Annotated in this window: 17 protein-coding genes; 8 read left to right on the top strand and 9 right to left on the bottom strand. The window is 62.0% G+C overall.

Annotated elements, in window-relative coordinates; translation table 11 throughout:
- Nucleotides 1-17: 17 nt before the first annotated feature.
- The 3 genes from AC3WJP_RS00345 to AC3WJP_RS00335 form a co-directional block, all read right to left on the bottom strand.
- Entirely contained in the window at nt 18-1,436 is a 1,419-nt protein-coding gene (locus AC3WJP_RS00345) for a short-chain fatty acid transporter (protein WP_493719248.1), read from the bottom strand.
- A 69-nt stretch (nt 1,437-1,505) separates the two neighbouring features.
- A complete protein-coding gene (locus AC3WJP_RS00340) occupies nt 1,506-2,168 on the bottom strand; it encodes a CoA transferase subunit B (protein ID WP_493719247.1) in 663 nt (220 codons plus the stop codon).
- A 31-nt stretch (nt 2,169-2,199) separates the two neighbouring features.
- A complete protein-coding gene (locus AC3WJP_RS00335; RefSeq protein WP_493719246.1) occupies nt 2,200-2,898 on the bottom strand; it encodes a CoA transferase subunit A in 699 nt (232 codons plus the stop codon).
- Nucleotides 2,899-3,058: 160 nt separating this feature from the next.
- On the opposite strand from AC3WJP_RS00335, the gene AC3WJP_RS00330 reads away from it, so the two are divergent.
- Nucleotides 3,059-3,943 (top strand): LysR family transcriptional regulator, encoded by an 885-nt coding sequence (locus AC3WJP_RS00330; protein ID WP_493719245.1) that lies wholly within the window; start codon nt 3,059-3,061, stop codon nt 3,941-3,943.
- A 74-nt stretch (nt 3,944-4,017) separates the two neighbouring features.
- Nucleotides 4,018-4,839, top strand: a complete 822-nt coding sequence (locus AC3WJP_RS00325; RefSeq protein WP_493719244.1) for an aldo/keto reductase — start codon at nt 4,018-4,020, stop codon at nt 4,837-4,839.
- A 12-nt stretch (nt 4,840-4,851) separates the two neighbouring features.
- Here AC3WJP_RS00325 and AC3WJP_RS00320 read toward each other — a convergent pair whose 3' ends face one another.
- Entirely contained in the window at nt 4,852-5,457 is a 606-nt protein-coding gene (locus AC3WJP_RS00320) for a LysE family translocator (RefSeq protein WP_493719243.1), read from the bottom strand.
- A 321-nt stretch (nt 5,458-5,778) separates the two neighbouring features.
- On the opposite strand from AC3WJP_RS00320, the gene AC3WJP_RS00315 reads away from it, so the two are divergent.
- A complete protein-coding gene (locus tag AC3WJP_RS00315; protein ID WP_493719242.1) occupies nt 5,779-6,828 on the top strand; it encodes a polyamine ABC transporter substrate-binding protein in 1,050 nt (349 codons plus the stop codon).
- A gap of 6 nt (nt 6,829-6,834) precedes the next feature.
- On the opposite strand, the gene AC3WJP_RS00310 is transcribed toward AC3WJP_RS00315, so the two are convergent.
- The 4 genes from AC3WJP_RS00310 to AC3WJP_RS00295 form a co-directional block, all read right to left on the bottom strand.
- Nucleotides 6,835-7,227: a response regulator gene (locus AC3WJP_RS00310; protein WP_493719241.1), complete on the bottom strand. Its 393-nt coding sequence runs from the start codon at nt 7,225-7,227 to the stop codon at nt 6,835-6,837.
- Between the two features lie 142 nt (nt 7,228-7,369).
- Nucleotides 7,370-8,041, bottom strand: a complete 672-nt coding sequence (locus tag AC3WJP_RS00305; RefSeq protein WP_493719240.1) for a class I SAM-dependent methyltransferase — start codon at nt 8,039-8,041, stop codon at nt 7,370-7,372.
- 107 nt (nt 8,042-8,148) lie between these two features.
- Nucleotides 8,149-9,447, bottom strand: a complete 1,299-nt coding sequence (locus AC3WJP_RS00300) for a sensor histidine kinase (protein WP_493719239.1) — start codon at nt 9,445-9,447, stop codon at nt 8,149-8,151.
- A gap of 93 nt (nt 9,448-9,540) precedes the next feature.
- Complete coding sequence (locus tag AC3WJP_RS00295; protein ID WP_493719238.1) at nt 9,541-10,266, bottom strand: response regulator transcription factor; 726 nt, start codon at nt 10,264-10,266, stop codon at nt 9,541-9,543.
- Nucleotides 10,267-10,384: 118 nt separating this feature from the next.
- Here AC3WJP_RS00295 and AC3WJP_RS00290 point away from each other — a divergent pair, with 118 nt between their 5' ends.
- The 5 genes from AC3WJP_RS00290 (at nt 10,385) to AC3WJP_RS00270 (ending at nt 13,733) form a co-directional block, all read left to right on the top strand.
- Nucleotides 10,385-11,077, top strand: coding sequence for a response regulator transcription factor (locus tag AC3WJP_RS00290; protein ID WP_493719237.1), 693 nt, complete (start codon nt 10,385-10,387; stop codon nt 11,075-11,077).
- A complete protein-coding gene (locus tag AC3WJP_RS00285) occupies nt 11,055-12,422 on the top strand; it encodes a sensor histidine kinase (protein ID WP_493719236.1) in 1,368 nt (455 codons plus the stop codon). Before AC3WJP_RS00290 ends, AC3WJP_RS00285 begins: the two co-directional genes overlap by 23 nt.
- A gap of 291 nt (nt 12,423-12,713) precedes the next feature.
- A complete protein-coding gene (locus tag AC3WJP_RS00280) occupies nt 12,714-13,070 on the top strand; it encodes an NUDIX hydrolase (protein WP_493719235.1) in 357 nt (118 codons plus the stop codon).
- A gap of 67 nt (nt 13,071-13,137) precedes the next feature.
- Nucleotides 13,138-13,437 (top strand): type II toxin-antitoxin system RelE/ParE family toxin, encoded by a 300-nt coding sequence (locus tag AC3WJP_RS00275; RefSeq protein ID WP_493719234.1) that lies wholly within the window; start codon nt 13,138-13,140, stop codon nt 13,435-13,437.
- The gene (locus AC3WJP_RS00270) at nt 13,434-13,733 is read left to right on the top strand and encodes an addiction module antidote protein (protein WP_493719233.1); all 300 of its coding nucleotides are present in this window, start codon (nt 13,434-13,436) and stop codon (nt 13,731-13,733) included. The genes AC3WJP_RS00275 and AC3WJP_RS00270 overlap by 4 nt, the downstream gene beginning before the upstream one ends.
- A 9-nt stretch (nt 13,734-13,742) precedes the next feature.
- Here the strand turns inward: AC3WJP_RS00270 and AC3WJP_RS00265 are convergent, their stop codons facing one another.
- On the bottom strand, nt 13,743-14,057 hold the full coding sequence (locus AC3WJP_RS00265; protein ID WP_493719232.1) for an EthD family reductase: 315 nt from the start codon (nt 14,055-14,057) through the stop codon (nt 13,743-13,745).
- Nucleotides 14,058-14,241: the final 184 nt, after the last annotated feature.

Genomic DNA, 14,241 nt, shown 5'->3' with positions numbered 1-14,241 from the left:
AGGTTACCCCATCGTCGTCACGGTGACACCGGTGGCAGGTACGTCAGGGTGGTACCCAGCACCCACAGCAGGAACAACACCAGCGGCGCATGCACCAGCAACTGCACGAACGAGAAGCCGATCAAATCTCGCGCCTTGAGCCCCAGCACCCCCAGCAGCGGCAGCATGTAGAACGGGTTGATCAGGTTCGGCAACGCCTCGGCGGCGTTGTAGATCTGCACCGCCCAGCCCAGATGGTATTGCAGGTCCTTGGCGACCTGCATTACATAGGGCGCCTCGATGATCCATTTGCCACCGCCCGACGGAATGAAAAACCCCAGCACTGCCGAGTAGATGCCCATCAGCAAGGCGTAGGTATCGTGGGAAGCGATCTGTACGAAAAAGCTCGAAATATGATGGGCCAGCGTCTGCCCGTCAGCACCCTTGACCGTGGTCATGATCGCTGCGATCGAGCCGTACAACGGAAACTGGATCAATACCCCGGTGGTGGTCGGCACCGCACGTGCCACCGCATCCAGGAAGCTGCGCGGGCGCCAGTGCAACAACGCCCCGAGCATGATGAACAGAAAGTTGTACGTGTTGAGGCCCGAGATCGCGGTGATCGCCGGCTTGCTCGAAAATTCGTGGTACAGCCATCCCACCGCCAGCAGCACCAGCAGCAAGGTCAGCACCGGGCTGTATTCCAGCCATTCGCCAGGCCGCGTGCGCGCTGTGATCGGGGCCACGCTGACGCCCGGGTCGATACCGCAGGCCTTGGCGTCCCGGGCGCTGTCAGGCCCAGGTGCAGTGGCGTAGGCGACCACCAGCGAGACCACCATCAACACCAGCAGCATGAGCGCCGATTGCCAGAGGAAAATGGTCTGGGTGAACGGGATAAGCCCGGTGATCGACAGGATCGAAGGCGGCAGGCTCGCCGGGTTGGCCTGCAACTGCGCCGCCGAAGACGACAGCCCCAGCGCCCAGACCGCGCCCAGCCCCAGATAGGCGGCGGCACCGGCGGCGCGGTAGTCCATCTTCAAATCGGTGCGGCGGGCCAGCGCTCGCACCAGCAAGCCGCCGAACACCAGCGACAGGCCCCAGTTGAGCAGGGAGGCGACCATCGAGATCACCGCCACCCAGGCCACTGCCGAGCGACCGTTGCGCGGCAGCCGAGCCAGCTTGTCGATCAGCCGCGCAGCCGGTGGCGAGCTGGCCACCACGTAGCCACCAATGACCACGAAGGCCATCTGCATGGTGAAGATGATCAGGCTCCAGTAGCCATCCCCGAAGGCCGTGGCGGTCGCCGTCGGCGTGCCACCGATGGCCAGGGCGCCGATGGCCACCACCAGCACCGCAACGGCGGCAAAAATATAGGAATCGGGGAACCAGCGTTCCGCCCAGTTGGAACACCGCAGGGCGAACAGGGCGTAACGGCTTTCCTGCAACGACGCAGCCATCGGTTAGTACCTTTTTCTTGGAATTATTATGAGCGACACATAGCGTTTGCAGCGGTGCTCCGGGCCCTGTCAGGCGGCGAAGGTCATCTCGGGTACATGCTCCGGCACGATCAGTTTGCCGGCGGTCTTGGCGACGATCTCTTCGACACTCACGCCAGGCGCTCGCTCGCGCAGGATGAACGCACCGTCTTCGATCTCCAGATAGGCGAGATCGGTCAGCACCTTGCGAATGCACCCGGCGCCGGTCAGCGGCAGGCTGCACTGCGCCAGCAGCTTGGACTCGCCGTCCTTGGAGGCGTGGGTCATGGTAACGATGATGTTGTCGGCCCCCGCCACCAGGTCCATGGCGCCGCCCATGCCCTTGATCAGCTTGCCGGGGATCATCCACGAGGCGATGTTGCCCTGCACATCCACCTCGAAGGCGCCGAGCACGGTGAGGTCGACATGGCCGCCCCTGATCATGGCGAACGACTGCGCCGAATCGAAGATCGACGCGCCTTTGCGTGCAGTGACCGTCTGCTTGCCGGCGTTGATCATGTCGGCGTCGATGGTCGCTTCGGTGGGGAATTCGCCCATGCCCAGCAGGCCGTTTTCCGACTGCAGCATGACGTCGATGCCTTCGGGCACATAGTTGGCGACCAGGGTCGGAATGCCGATCCCCAGGTTGACGTAGAAACCGTCCTTGAGCTCGCGCGCCACACGCTGAGCCATCTGTTCGCGGGACAATGCCATGATCGAACCTCTTGTTATGGTGGGTTGGCCATCAAGCCTTGAGGGTGCGTTTTTCGATGCGTTTCTCGAAGCTGCCGAGGATCACGCGGTCGACGAATATGCCCGGGGTGTGGATCTGGCTGGGCTCGAGCTCGCCGGGTTCGACGATCTCTTCCACTTCTACCACGGTGATCCGACCCGCGCTGGCCGCCAGCGGATTGAAGTTCTGCGCCGTGTGCCGATAGACCACGTTGCCGAAGTGATCGGCCTTCCAGCCCTTGACGATGGCGAAGTCGCCAATGATGGCCTCTTCGAGGATGTAATGGCGGCCGTTGAACTCACGTACCTCCTTGCCTTCGGCCACTGGGGTGCCGTAGCCGGTGGCAGTGTAGAACGCCGGGATGCCGGCACCGCCTGCGCGCATCTTTTCCGCGAGGGTGCCTTGGGGGGTCAGTTCGACTTCGAGCTCGCCATCGAGCAACTGCCGCTCGAACAGCGCGTTCTCGCCTACGTAAGAGGCGATCATCTTGCGAATCTGCCGGTCTTCGAGCAACACGCCGAGGCCGAAGCCGTCGACGCCGCAGTTGTTGGAGACCACCGTGAGGCCGCGTACGCCCTTGCGCTTGATCTCGGCGATGAGGTTTTCCGGGATGCCGCACAGACCGAAACCGCCGGACAGCACCGTCATGTTGTCGGTCAGTCCTTCCAGGGCCTGTTCCAGGGTTGCGACACGTTTGTCGAGTCCAGCCATGCTAAATCCGCCTTTTTGTCGTTATAGAGTCGGCCGCGGATCGCCGGGGACCCGCGTAATAGAGCGTAGGGCTATATTCCTCTGTACGCAGTCATTTGATAATTTTGTTTTTCTGATAGATTCATTTGCATACCTCATCAATCCACGATCGAGCCTCGCCGTGAACCTCAAGCAACTGCGTGCCTTTCTGGCGGTAGCCCAACACCTCAGCTTCGTCCAGGCCGGCGAGCGCCTGCATTTGTCGCAGCCGGCCCTGAGTCTGGCGATCAAGAGCCTGGAGGACGATCTCGGCGGCGCGCTGCTGACCCGCACCACCCGCAGCGTCGCCCTCACCCCTGAGGGTGAAACCCTGCTGCCCCTGGCGCGGCAACTGCTGGCCGACTGGGACAACACCGAGGAGCTGCTGCGCCAGCATTTCACCTTGCAACTGGGCAAGGTTTCGATTGCGGCCATGCCCTCCTTCGCTGGCAACCGGCTGCCCGAGGCGCTCAAGCGCTTTCGCGACCATTACCCCAAGGTCAATGTCGCCGTGCACGACGTGATCAACGAACAAGTACTGGAGATGGTCCGTCATCGGCGCGTCGAATTGGGCATCGGCTTCGAGCCGGAGTCCACCCAGTCGCTGGTGTTCGTGCCCTTCCATACCGATCGTTTCGTCGCGGTGGTGCCGGCGGATTCGCCCCTCGGTGAACGGCCTCAGGTGACCTGGAAAGAACTGCTGGCGCACGATTTCATTACCCTGCAACGCCCCTCGGCGGTACGGTTGCTGCTGGAGGCGGACCTGCACGAGCGCCATGGCAAGCTGGCGGTGGCCTTTGAAAGCCATCAATTGAGCACGGTCGGACGCATGGTCGCTTGCGGCCTGGGCGTCAGCGCCGTGCCGTCATTGTGCATCGAGCAGATGCAGGAGCTCGGCGCGCGCTGCGTCCCCCTTGAAGAACCCCGTATCGAGCGGCGCATTGGCCTGATGCATCTGGCCGATCACAAACTCTCCGCCGCCGCCCAGGCACTGCAGGAGGTGCTGATCGCCTGTGCATCAGGTTGAACCCGCACTGGCTGCGTCTGCCAAAGCAGAACTATCGCCATCGTCATCAATTTGCCAAAAGGCAGGAGAACCCCATGAAAACCCTGCAACTCGCCGGCCGTACCGTCCCCGTCATCGGCCAAGGCACCTGGCGCATGGGCGAAGACCCCAGCCAGCGCGCTCAGGAAGTACGGGCGCTGCAACAAGGCCTGGAACACGGTCTGAGCCTGATCGACACCGCTGAAATGTACGGCGAAGGCGGCGCTGAAGAAGTGGTCGGCCAGGCCATTCGCGGTCAGCGCGACAAGGTCTTCCTGGTCAGCAAGGTCTATCCCCACAACGCCAGCCGTCACGGCGTGCGCGAAGCCTGTGAACGCAGCCTCAAGCGTCTGGGCACCGAGCATATCGATCTGTATCTGCTGCACTGGCCCGGCAGCGAGCCATTGGAAGAAACCGTCGCGGGCTTCGAATCACTGGTGGCGGACGGCAAGATCGGCCGTTGGGGAGTATCGAATTTCGACGTGGCCGACATGGAAGCACTCGCCGACAGCCGCTGCGCCACCAATCAGGTGCTCTACAACCCCCAGGCCCGCGGTATCGAGTTCGACCTGTTGCCATGGGCGCAGGCGGCGGATCTGCCGATCATGGCCTACTGCCCGATTGCCCAGGGTGGCGGCGTATTGCAGCATCCGGCGTTGCGCCAGGTCGCCGAGCGCCACCGCATCACCGCTGCCCAGGCGTGCCTGGCCTGGGTGCTGCGCCATCCAGGGATGATCGCCATTCCCAAGGCCAGCAGCAGCGCCCATGTCGTCGAAAACGCGGCCGCCGCGAATCTGCATCTGGATGCCGAAGACTTCGCGCTGATCGACGCTGCCTTTGCGCCACCCCAGCGCAAACAGCGGCTGTCGATGGTCTAGCACGGCTCTTTCCTACTTCAGCATCGGGTACAACGAAGCCACCAGCAGCGCCGCCATCAGGCCATTGAACAGCAGCAGCCAGCGGCGCTGCTGCAGCACCCGGCGCAGGGCGCTGCCGCAGCCTACCCAAATGCACACACTGGGCAGGTTGACGATGGCGAACACCAGCGCCACCACAAAGACATTGGCTACGTAACCATCAGCCGGCGTGTAGGTAGTGATCGCCCCTATCGCCATCACCCAGGCCTTGGGATTGACCCACTGAAACGCCGCGGCGCCGAGGAAGCTCATCGGCCGACGCTCGCTGGCCTGGCCGTCGGCATTCATCGGCCCGGACGTGGCGATCCGGTAGGCGAGATACAGCAGGTACGCGGCACCGGCATAGCGCAGGATGGTATAGGCCACCGGCACCGCCTTGAACACTGCGCCCAGGCCCAGGCCCACCGCCAGCACCATCAGCATGAAACCGATGCTGACTCCCAGGGCATGGGGGATGCTGCGACGAAAGCCGAAGTTCACCCCTGAGGCCAACAGCATAGTGTTGTTCGGCCCCGGCGTGATGGAGGAGACAAACGCGAAGAGGGTAAAGGCAGCGAGCAGATCAAGGGTAAAAGACATCAGTGCACATCCAGGCTAAGGTTTCTGGTTATGCACCCACGGTATCGATTCACCCGGCGCGCCGACCCGTACAGTTGCCACAAATTGTTACATGACACTTTTCTGTACTGTCAGCAGCGCAATATCCTCATCAACCATCGGCGCAATCGCACACCAGCGTCTATGCTGCAACCCGTGAGCAATTTCCCTTCGTCGGTGCGTCTTCAGGCGCCCTACAGAAGCAACATCCGGCGCCGATAGGATCGGTACCGCGCGACACTTTCGCCGTAGCGCGAAAGATAACGCCAACAAGACTCTTTGTCGTACAGGGAAGCAGTAGACATGAAAAAAGCCAGCAGTCGCTTTGCCCGTCTTTCTCTCGCAATGCTGATGAGCGCCCCGCTCGCTCATGCCGCGGATCTGGTGATCTCCAACTGGGACGGTTACATGGCACCGGAGACCACCGACAACTTCGAAAAGCTCACCGGGGCCAAGGTCATCACCGACATCCATGCCACCAACGAGGAGATTCTCGCCAAGGTCCTGCCCAAAGGCGGCGAAGGCTTCGACGTACTGTTCGTTTCTTCGCCGACTGCGGAGATCCTGCGCAACAAAGGCTTGCTGGCAGAGATCGATCCCGCCAAGGTGCCTAACCTCAAGAATCTCTATCCCGAGGCCACCCGCCTCGACTATGACCCTGGCAATCACTTCTCCGTGCCCTATGCCTGGGGCACCACTGGCATCTGTTACCGCGCCGACAAACTCTCACCCGCTCCAGACAGCTGGAAACAACTGCTCAACCCCAGCGACGCGCTCAAAGGCAAGGTGACGCTGTTGAGTACCGAGCGCTGGCTCATGGCGGCGGGGTTTCTGGCCAACGGCTGGGATGTCAACGACAGCAACCCGGCGCATATCAAGGCGGTGCGCGATCAATTGCTCAAGACGCGCAAGCGCATACTCGGTTTCGATGACACCACCTTCCACGCGAAGCTGGTTTCCGGCGAGACCTACATGGCCCATGCATTCGATGGCTGGTGCAACTACGGCACGGCGGAGAACCCGGACGTGAAGTTCATAGTGCCCAAGGAAGGCTCCGACCTATGGGTCGACACCATGGTGATCCTCAAGAGCTCGAAGAACATCGATACCGCCCAGGCCTTCATCAACTTCATTCTGACGCCGAAGAACCATGTCTGGGTGGTCGAGAACGTCGACTACAAGATCCCCAACAAGGTGGCGATGGAAGAGGTCGATCCGGCGTTGCTGGCGAAGTTTCCCAACTTGACGACAGCACCCGCCGATCTCTTGAAACTGCATTTGCTACGAGATGTCAGTGATGCGACTCACAAGGCCTATACCGAAACGGTGAAGGACGTGGTCACCGCACACTGAATACTGTCACGAGGCATGGACCTTGAGCGCCTCTTCGACAGAGTCGATCATTTGGCCGATGGTCCAAGGCTTGCGCAGGAAGGTCACTTCCTCGCCCACACCGGAACTTTCTCGCGTCTCGTGCCCGGACATCACCAGAATGGGCAACTGCGGCCAGGTGTCACGCGTTCTGTTCGCCAACTCGACGCCGTCCATGCTGCCCGGCATACGGATATCGGTCATGAGCAAGGCGAACCGTTGCGCATTCTTCTCAAGCTCTTCAAGAGCGCGATCGGCATTTTCCACTGCGAACGTAGAAAATTTTTCCGACTCCAGCATCTCGCATACGAACTCGCGAATGATCGGTTCGTCTTCAACGACCAATACCAAGCCCCGATCTTCGGGGGAGCGTTCCATCATGATTGCATTCACGTTCAGTTACCCATCGTCAGTGGTGCCATCGAGCATTTTCAACAGCCTGTGCAAGATGTGAGCGACGAAGGGCGACAAGATTCAGTTTTGATACAACCGATTGTCTACTTGGCGGGTGAAAAGGCCATTTTCAGGCCTTGCACAGCACGTAAACGCGCCAGAGGGCGTAGAGAGGAAAGGCATCGAGGCGTTCCTGTACGCGAAAACCCGCCTGGCGGAATTCGGCCTCGACCGTTGCGCGCGGGATAACGAAGCGGTGATGTTCGTCCCGTTGCGGCCCCAGCAGGTGACGGCGCTGCTCCAGACGCTTGCGTTTCCAGGACTTGAAATTGCCATCGATCCACAGCGAGACGATGAGGGTTTCACGGGTCACGCGGTGAAATTCCTTGAGCATCTTCAGGCGCTGGGCGGCGTCACCGACGCGATGCAGCATGCGCATGCTGAAGATGCTGTCCACGGCGTTGTCAGGCAGATCGATCGCGAAGGCCGAGGTCTGCAAGGGCCGGATGCGCGCCGCCAGCTCGGCGGGCTGCAAGGCTCTGGCGGCGGCGATGGAGGCTGCCGAGCTGCCGGCGGCGATGATCACGCGATTGGGTTTTTCCCCGAGCATGGGCCAGAAACGCCCATTGCCGCAGGGCAGATCGAGAATCAACCCCGGGTCGCCCGCGCGGGACAGCGCCTTGCGGGCCAGTTGTTCGTCGCGGTGCTGCGACAGTCTGCGTGAGAGCGTTGCCTGATCTTTCATAAAATCGCGCGAGGCATGTTCCTGATCGTTTTGATGAGGTGTGATCGGGCCGCTCATGGCGCTCTCCGGTTATGCATGAGCGATAGATTACCGCGTTAGTTCGCGCAGCATGGCCAACCATTTGTGAAAAAACTGTCATGTTTTCGGGGGCTTGGGCGATCAGGTCAGGCTTTTGCCAATGCGAGCGGATGAACGGCGCCCCATTCGACGCTGAAGCGACAGCCGTGGGGCTCGCGGCTGGTGAGGGTCACGTGCCAGCCCTGGCTGTTGCAGATGCGCTGCACCAGCGACAGGCCAAGGCCCAGACCTTCGCCCCGCCGCTCGTCGCCGCGTACGAAAGGCTGGAACATGGCGTTGCGCTTTTCCTCGGGAATGCCAATGCCGCTGTCCTCGACCATGAAGCCATTGGCCTGCAGGGTCAGGCGCACGAAACCCTGGTCGGTGTAGTGCCAGGCGTTGCGCAACAGGTTGCCCATCACCGAATACAGGCAGGTGTGGTTGAACAGCGTCGGGCTGTCGACCTCGCACTCGTAGGAAAACTCCAGGCCCTTTTCGTTGATCTGCCGCCCCCAGATTTCCGCCAGATCGTCGGCCACCTGATGCAGGGTCGCCTGTTGGCCGGACCCCGCGGCTGGGTCACTGGCACGGGCGAGCAGCAGGAAGGTTTCGATCAACTGGTGCATCTCGGCGCTGGCGCGGGCGATGCGCACCACCTGGCGCTGGGCGCGAGGGTCGATGTCGGGGTTATCGAGCAAGGACGTGCAGGCTTGCTGCAGACCTTGCAGCGGCGTGCGCAGTTCGTGGCTGACGTCGGCGGTGAACTGCTGTTCCCGGCCCAGGGCCGCGCGCAGCTTGCCCAGTGTCTGGTCGAAGGCCACTGCCAGTTCACCGACTTCGTCAGCGGCATAATCGGTAGACAGCGGCGGCGCCAGAGCGATGGTCTCGTCGCGCTGGCGGATCTGCCGTGCCAGCAGAATCACCGGCGCCATCACCCGCCGCGCGAGCAGACGCCCCAGCACCATCGCCAGCACCACGCTCAAGGCAAAGCCGCCGACCACCACGGCAATGAGCAACTGCTCGCGATGCTCGACGCTCTGGCGATCGCGCAACAGCACGTACTTGCGTCCATTGACCTCGCCGACCATGGCGAAATACGGGTCCTGGTTGAACACCGCGTCCTGAAAGCCGATGGGCAGCGCGCGCAGTTCGTCGGTCAGGGCCAGGTCGCGCGGGCCGTTGTCGGCGAAGAACAGTTCGTCCTTCTCTGGCCGATGCACCCAGTCCTGGGCGTTGTCGACCTTGAGCAGGCGATTAAGGTTGCCGCCCATGCTGGCATCGGTCAGGCGGCGTTCGACCACGTGTACCGCGGCGACGATACCGATCGCGAAAATACCCGCCACGACGGTGCTCATCAGCGCGAAGACTATGACGATGCGCTGCGCCAGGCTCTGTTTGAAATCCATGGTGGTTCGGTGTTCCTTATGACAGACGAGATCGAAGCGATGCAGAAGATAACTACTTGTGGCGTGCAAGTCCCGTGGCCTGGAGAAAAAACGCTACGGGGCTGCCGGTTTCACGCCATCAAAAGCGCCGCCGAAGCTGCCATGGAAACAATAGCCCGCGCCAGCCACGGTACGGATCAAGGAATACCCGAAGCCCTCGTCGAGTTTGCGCCGCAAGCGGTGGATATGCTTGTCGATGACGTTGTCATTGGGGTCGAAGGCATAGTCCCAGGCGCTGTCGAGCAGCATGTCCCGCGTCACCACCTGGCCGCTGTGGCGCATGAGCTTCTCCAGCAGCAGGGTCTCGCGGTGCTGCAGGGCGATGAGCCGACCCTGGCGCGTGGCCACCCGAGTGGCGCAATCCAGGCTCAGCTCACCCACCGTCAGGCGCCGCGGCTGGTTCAGCGACTGGCCCTGCTGCTGGCGCCCTCGGCACAGCGCATCCAGGCGGGCCAGCACCTCGGCGAAGGCATAGGGCTTGGCCAGATAGTCATCGCAGCCGGCGCGCAGTCCCTCGACACGGTCCTGGGTCGAGGCTTGGGCGCTGAGCATCAACACCGGTGTCTTCACGCCTTGCTGACGCAGACGCGCGATCACCTGCAGACCGTCGATCCCCGGCAAGCGTCGGTCCACCACCAGCACGTCATGAATGGCCTCCAGGGCCATGGCCAGGCCGTCATGCCCGTCCACGGCGACATCTACCACATGGCCGCCCTCGGTCAAGCCGCGCAACAGGTAATGGGCTGTCGGGCTATCGTCCTCTATCACCAGCACCCGCACGCTGCACCCCCATAAACTTTTGTTTAGGTGACGGCGACATTTGCCGCCCTCACCCCGTGGCACACTATGCCATGCAGCCTCATTGTAAAAGAGCCTCGTAAAGGAGTGGTGCCCCGCCATGACCCACGTTCTGGTCGTCGAAGATGACTTCACCACCGCCCGCGAAATCGAAGCCGCTCTGCAGGACCACGGTTTCAGCGTCAGCCACATCGACAACGGCCGCGATGCGCTGGTCAAGGCGCTGAGCGAAAGCTTCGATCTCATCGTCCTCGACCGCATGCTCCACGGCGCCCTCGACGGCCTCGCCGTGCTCACCGCCCTGCGTGCCGCCGGGGTGGCCACGCCGGTGCTGATCCTCAGCGCCCTCAGTGCCCTGGACGAACGCGTGCGCGGACTGCGTGCCGGCGGCGACGACTACCTGACCAAGCCCTTCGAGTTCATCGAGCTGACCGCGCGCCTGGACGCCCTCGACCGGCGCCGTACCGGCCCCCTCGCAGGGCACAGCGACAGCCGCCTGAAAGTCGGCCCGCTGGAGGTCGATCTGCTCAAGCGCAGCGTGCGCCGCGGCGAACGGGTCATCGAACTGGTGCCGCGCGAATACGCCCTGCTCGAACACCTGATGCGCAACCCGGACCAGGTGGTGACCCGCACCATGCTGTTCGAAGCCGTGTGGAACTACAGCTACGACGAACGCACCAACGTCATCGAAGTGCACATCGGCCGCCTGCGCCGCAAAATCGACGCCGAGCACGAGCCGCCCATGCTGCATACGGTCAGAGGAGCCGGCTATGTACTCCGTGCGCCTGAGTGATATTCCGCGCACCATCAGTTTCCGTACCGGCCTGATGTTCCTCGGGCTGTTCCTGTTCTCCTTCCTCGCGCTGTTCGGCTACATCTACTGGCAGACCACCGGCTACCTGCGCGCCGAAGCCGATGCCGCCCTGCATCGCCAGGCCGACAACCGCAACCGCCTGAGCAGCGTCGATCGCCTGCAGGAAATCCTCGGCCATGCCCGCCAGGACGCCGAGCAACGCACGCCGCACTCGCTGTTCGACGCCCAAGGCAATCATCTGGCCGGGGCAGTCAAGCAGCTGCCGGACACCAAGGCCTTCGATCGCCCCCAAGACTACAACTGGCACAAGGCCGACGACCGCCACCGCCCTCTGCGCTTCATGCTCCACCGCTTGGACGACGGCAATATCCTCATGGTCGCCCAGGACGCGCACGACATTCACGAGTTCAACGAGTTGCTGGTGCGCGCCATGATCTCTGGCGGCGTGCTGTTGTTGCTGGTGGGTCTGGTGGGGGCGATCGCCCTGGGCTATTTCGCCCGGCGCCGGCTGGATGCGCTCAGCCATTCGATCAGCGAAATCGTCAAGGGCGACCTGTCGCGGCGCCTGCCGACCCGCGGCAACAACGACGACGTCGACCGCATTGCCATGGTGGTCAACGGCATGCTCGATGAACTGGAGCGATTGATGAGCGAGGTCAAGGGTGTGTGCGACGACATCGCCCACGACCTGCGCACGCCGCTGACTCGGTTGATGGCCGGCCTCGAACGCGCCCAGCGCCGCGGCGTGACGCCCGACGACTACGCCCGCACCATCGATGCGGCGCTCAATGAAGCCGGGGCGCTGCTGTCGACCTTCCGCGCGCTGCTGCGCATTTCCGAGATCGAAGACAGCGCGCGCCGCAGCCACTTCGCCCCGGTGGACCTGAACCTGATCGCCGCCGATGCCACGGAACTGTTCGAGCCGCTGGCCGAGGAGCGCGGCATCAGCCTCAGCTACGCGCCCTGCCCCAACCCCCCAATGATCCCGGGTGATGCCCAACTGCTGTTCGACGCTACCTGCAACCTGCTGGACAACGCCATCAAGTTTTCGCCGGACCAGGGCGCAGTACGGCTGACCATCAGCGAAGGCCCTGAGGGCGTGAGCCTGCAGGTCAGCGACAACGGCCCGGGTATCGCCGAGGCCGAGCGCGAGGCGGTGCTGCGCCGCCTGTACCGCGCCGAAGCCAGTCGCCACACCCCAGGCAACGGCCTGGGCCTGAGCATGGTCGCCGCCGTGGCGCGGCTGCACGACATGACCCTGCGCATCGGCGACGCCCAGCCTGGCTGCCTGGTGGAGTTGCGAGTCAAGCCGGTGCGCGGTTGATACTGGACGTGATCTTGCGAGGCTTGCTTCGACTCAGGACAGTGCACCCTGGGCGATGCCGGTGCGTCCTGGGGTGGAAACGGCCCACCAAGGTGGCGCAACGCCATCTATCTTGTCGATTACGTTGAACCATCCATCCCGTCAACCCACCAATACCCTATGAATCCAGGACCGTGACCTACGGAAATCGCAAATCGCGCCGATTCAAAGGTATCGCAAGCGTAACGCCAGCATTGGCGCAGCCCTTGCATATGACAGATTGATGAAGGTTTTATGACAGCAGGTGCACCCATGAAGCAGCGCGCCACTATTCTCTGCAAACGCGACCGCGAAATCCTCTTCGTGCGCAAGCCCAAGGCCAAGTGGAATCTCCCCGGTGGCAAGGTCGAAGACGGTGAAACGCCCTTCGAAGCCGCCCTGCGCGAGCTCGCCGAGGAAACCGGGATGCTGGTGCCCAACCTCGACTTCGTCGCCCTCTATGAAGGCGACAATGTCCTGCATCACGTCTTCGCCATCGACGTGCCGAAATCCACCAAGGCATCGGCCCAGAACGAAATCGCCAGCTGCAAATGGCTGACCTGGAAAGAACTCGGCGACCGCCAGCTCAGCTCTTCGATCAAGGGCCTGGTCAAGGTGCTTGGGCGCTAGGCAGGACGTTCTCCTGGGGTATTGATTCCCTCTGCCGTTTCTGTATCCTTGCGGATACAGTGCGCAGATGTCTTATTCAATCGAACAAACTCAATCATTTGCGCATTGGCACGCCAATTTACGGGATCTGCGAGCCAGAATGGCCATTGCGCGCAGAATCGATCGCGCTGCAGCTGGCAATCTCGGTGATGTAAAGCCGGTCGGTGCGGGCGTCAGTGAGCTGCGGATCGATGTTGGAGCGGGGTATCGCATCTACTTCATCCAGCGGGCCGAAATGATCATTGTGTTATTGGCTGGCGGCGACAAGTCATCGCAACGGCGAGATATTCAACGGGCTCATCTGCTGGCCTTGGAGGTACGAACGTGACCAACACCCTCATTCCATTCGACATGGCTGCGCTACTGGATACCGACGAGGCCGTCAGCGAATATTTGTCGCAAGTACTTGCCGATGGTGACAACGCTGAATTTTTGCGCGCCATTGGCTACGTCGCCAAAGCACGCGGAATGGCACAGATCGCAAAGGACTCTGGCATGGGCCGCGAAAGTCTTTACAAGGCATTCGCGCCAGGCGCCAAGCCCCGCTTTGATACTGTGCTCAAGGTATTACATGCGCTTGGGCTTAGCCTCGTCACTCAGCCAGGCCACGCACGCCTCCCTTGAGCACGGGTTTTACTCCACCACCACCTCACTGATCTGAATCAGCGGCACCAGGTCGGTATAGTTCTTGATATCGCCATTGACGATGTCGGCATGTGGCCCCATGCCGGCCTGGAACGCTTCCACCGATTCGCAATACAGATGGCAGGCCGCGATGTAGATCGGTGGCTTGCCTGGCTCATCGCTGCCCAGGCCCTTTTCGATGCTGTAGCGCAACAGGCTGGCGCCCATGTACTGCTTGACCAGCGGCAAGTGACTGTCACGGTAATAGTCGTGGTCGAAACGGGCATCGGCTTGGTAGGGGTACAGCACGCTGACTTTGATCACGAAGCGGTTCCTCGGGCGCATAGGGTAGCGGCCAGTATGCAGCGATGCCGTGCAGCACGCCAACTGCCCTGCCCCATATAGCCAATGCAGCATCTTCGCGATAGGCAAATAGCCAATCGGTCTTGCACCGCCTTGCAGCTCATCCCCGCTGCCTTGACGCATCACAGTGCCACTACTAGATTTG

The organism is Pseudomonas sp. GW821-FHT01A09 (genome assembly GCF_058986725.1).
The sequence above is the reverse complement of the archived record's forward strand: the minus strand, read 5'-3'. Positions and strand labels throughout refer to the sequence as shown.

Coding starts and splice junctions, on each gene's coding strand:
- AC3WJP_RS00345 (WP_493719248.1), bottom strand. CDS start 1,436: ATGGCTGCGTCGTTGCAGGAAAGCCGTTACGCCCTGTTCGCCCTGCGG.
- AC3WJP_RS00340 (WP_493719247.1), bottom strand. CDS start 2,168: ATGGCATTGTCCCGCGAACAGATGGCTCAGCGTGTGGCGCGCGAGCTC.
- AC3WJP_RS00335 (WP_493719246.1), bottom strand. CDS start 2,898: ATGGCTGGACTCGACAAACGTGTCGCAACCCTGGAACAGGCCCTGGAA.
- AC3WJP_RS00325 (WP_493719244.1), top strand. CDS start 4,018: ATGAAAACCCTGCAACTCGCCGGCCGTACCGTCCCCGTCATCGGCCAA.
- AC3WJP_RS00320 (WP_493719243.1), bottom strand. CDS start 5,457: ATGTCTTTTACCCTTGATCTGCTCGCTGCCTTTACCCTCTTCGCGTTT.
- AC3WJP_RS00315 (WP_493719242.1), top strand. CDS start 5,779: ATGAAAAAAGCCAGCAGTCGCTTTGCCCGTCTTTCTCTCGCAATGCTG.
- AC3WJP_RS00310 (WP_493719241.1), bottom strand. CDS start 7,227: ATGATGGAACGCTCCCCCGAAGATCGGGGCTTGGTATTGGTCGTTGAA.
- AC3WJP_RS00305 (WP_493719240.1), bottom strand. CDS start 8,041: ATGAGCGGCCCGATCACACCTCATCAAAACGATCAGGAACATGCCTCG.
- AC3WJP_RS00300 (WP_493719239.1), bottom strand. CDS start 9,447: ATGGATTTCAAACAGAGCCTGGCGCAGCGCATCGTCATAGTCTTCGCG.
- AC3WJP_RS00290 (WP_493719237.1), top strand. CDS start 10,385: ATGACCCACGTTCTGGTCGTCGAAGATGACTTCACCACCGCCCGCGAA.
- AC3WJP_RS00285 (WP_493719236.1), top strand. CDS start 11,055: ATGTACTCCGTGCGCCTGAGTGATATTCCGCGCACCATCAGTTTCCGT.
- AC3WJP_RS00280 (WP_493719235.1), top strand. CDS start 12,714: ATGAAGCAGCGCGCCACTATTCTCTGCAAACGCGACCGCGAAATCCTC.
- AC3WJP_RS00275 (WP_493719234.1), top strand. CDS start 13,138: ATGTCTTATTCAATCGAACAAACTCAATCATTTGCGCATTGGCACGCC.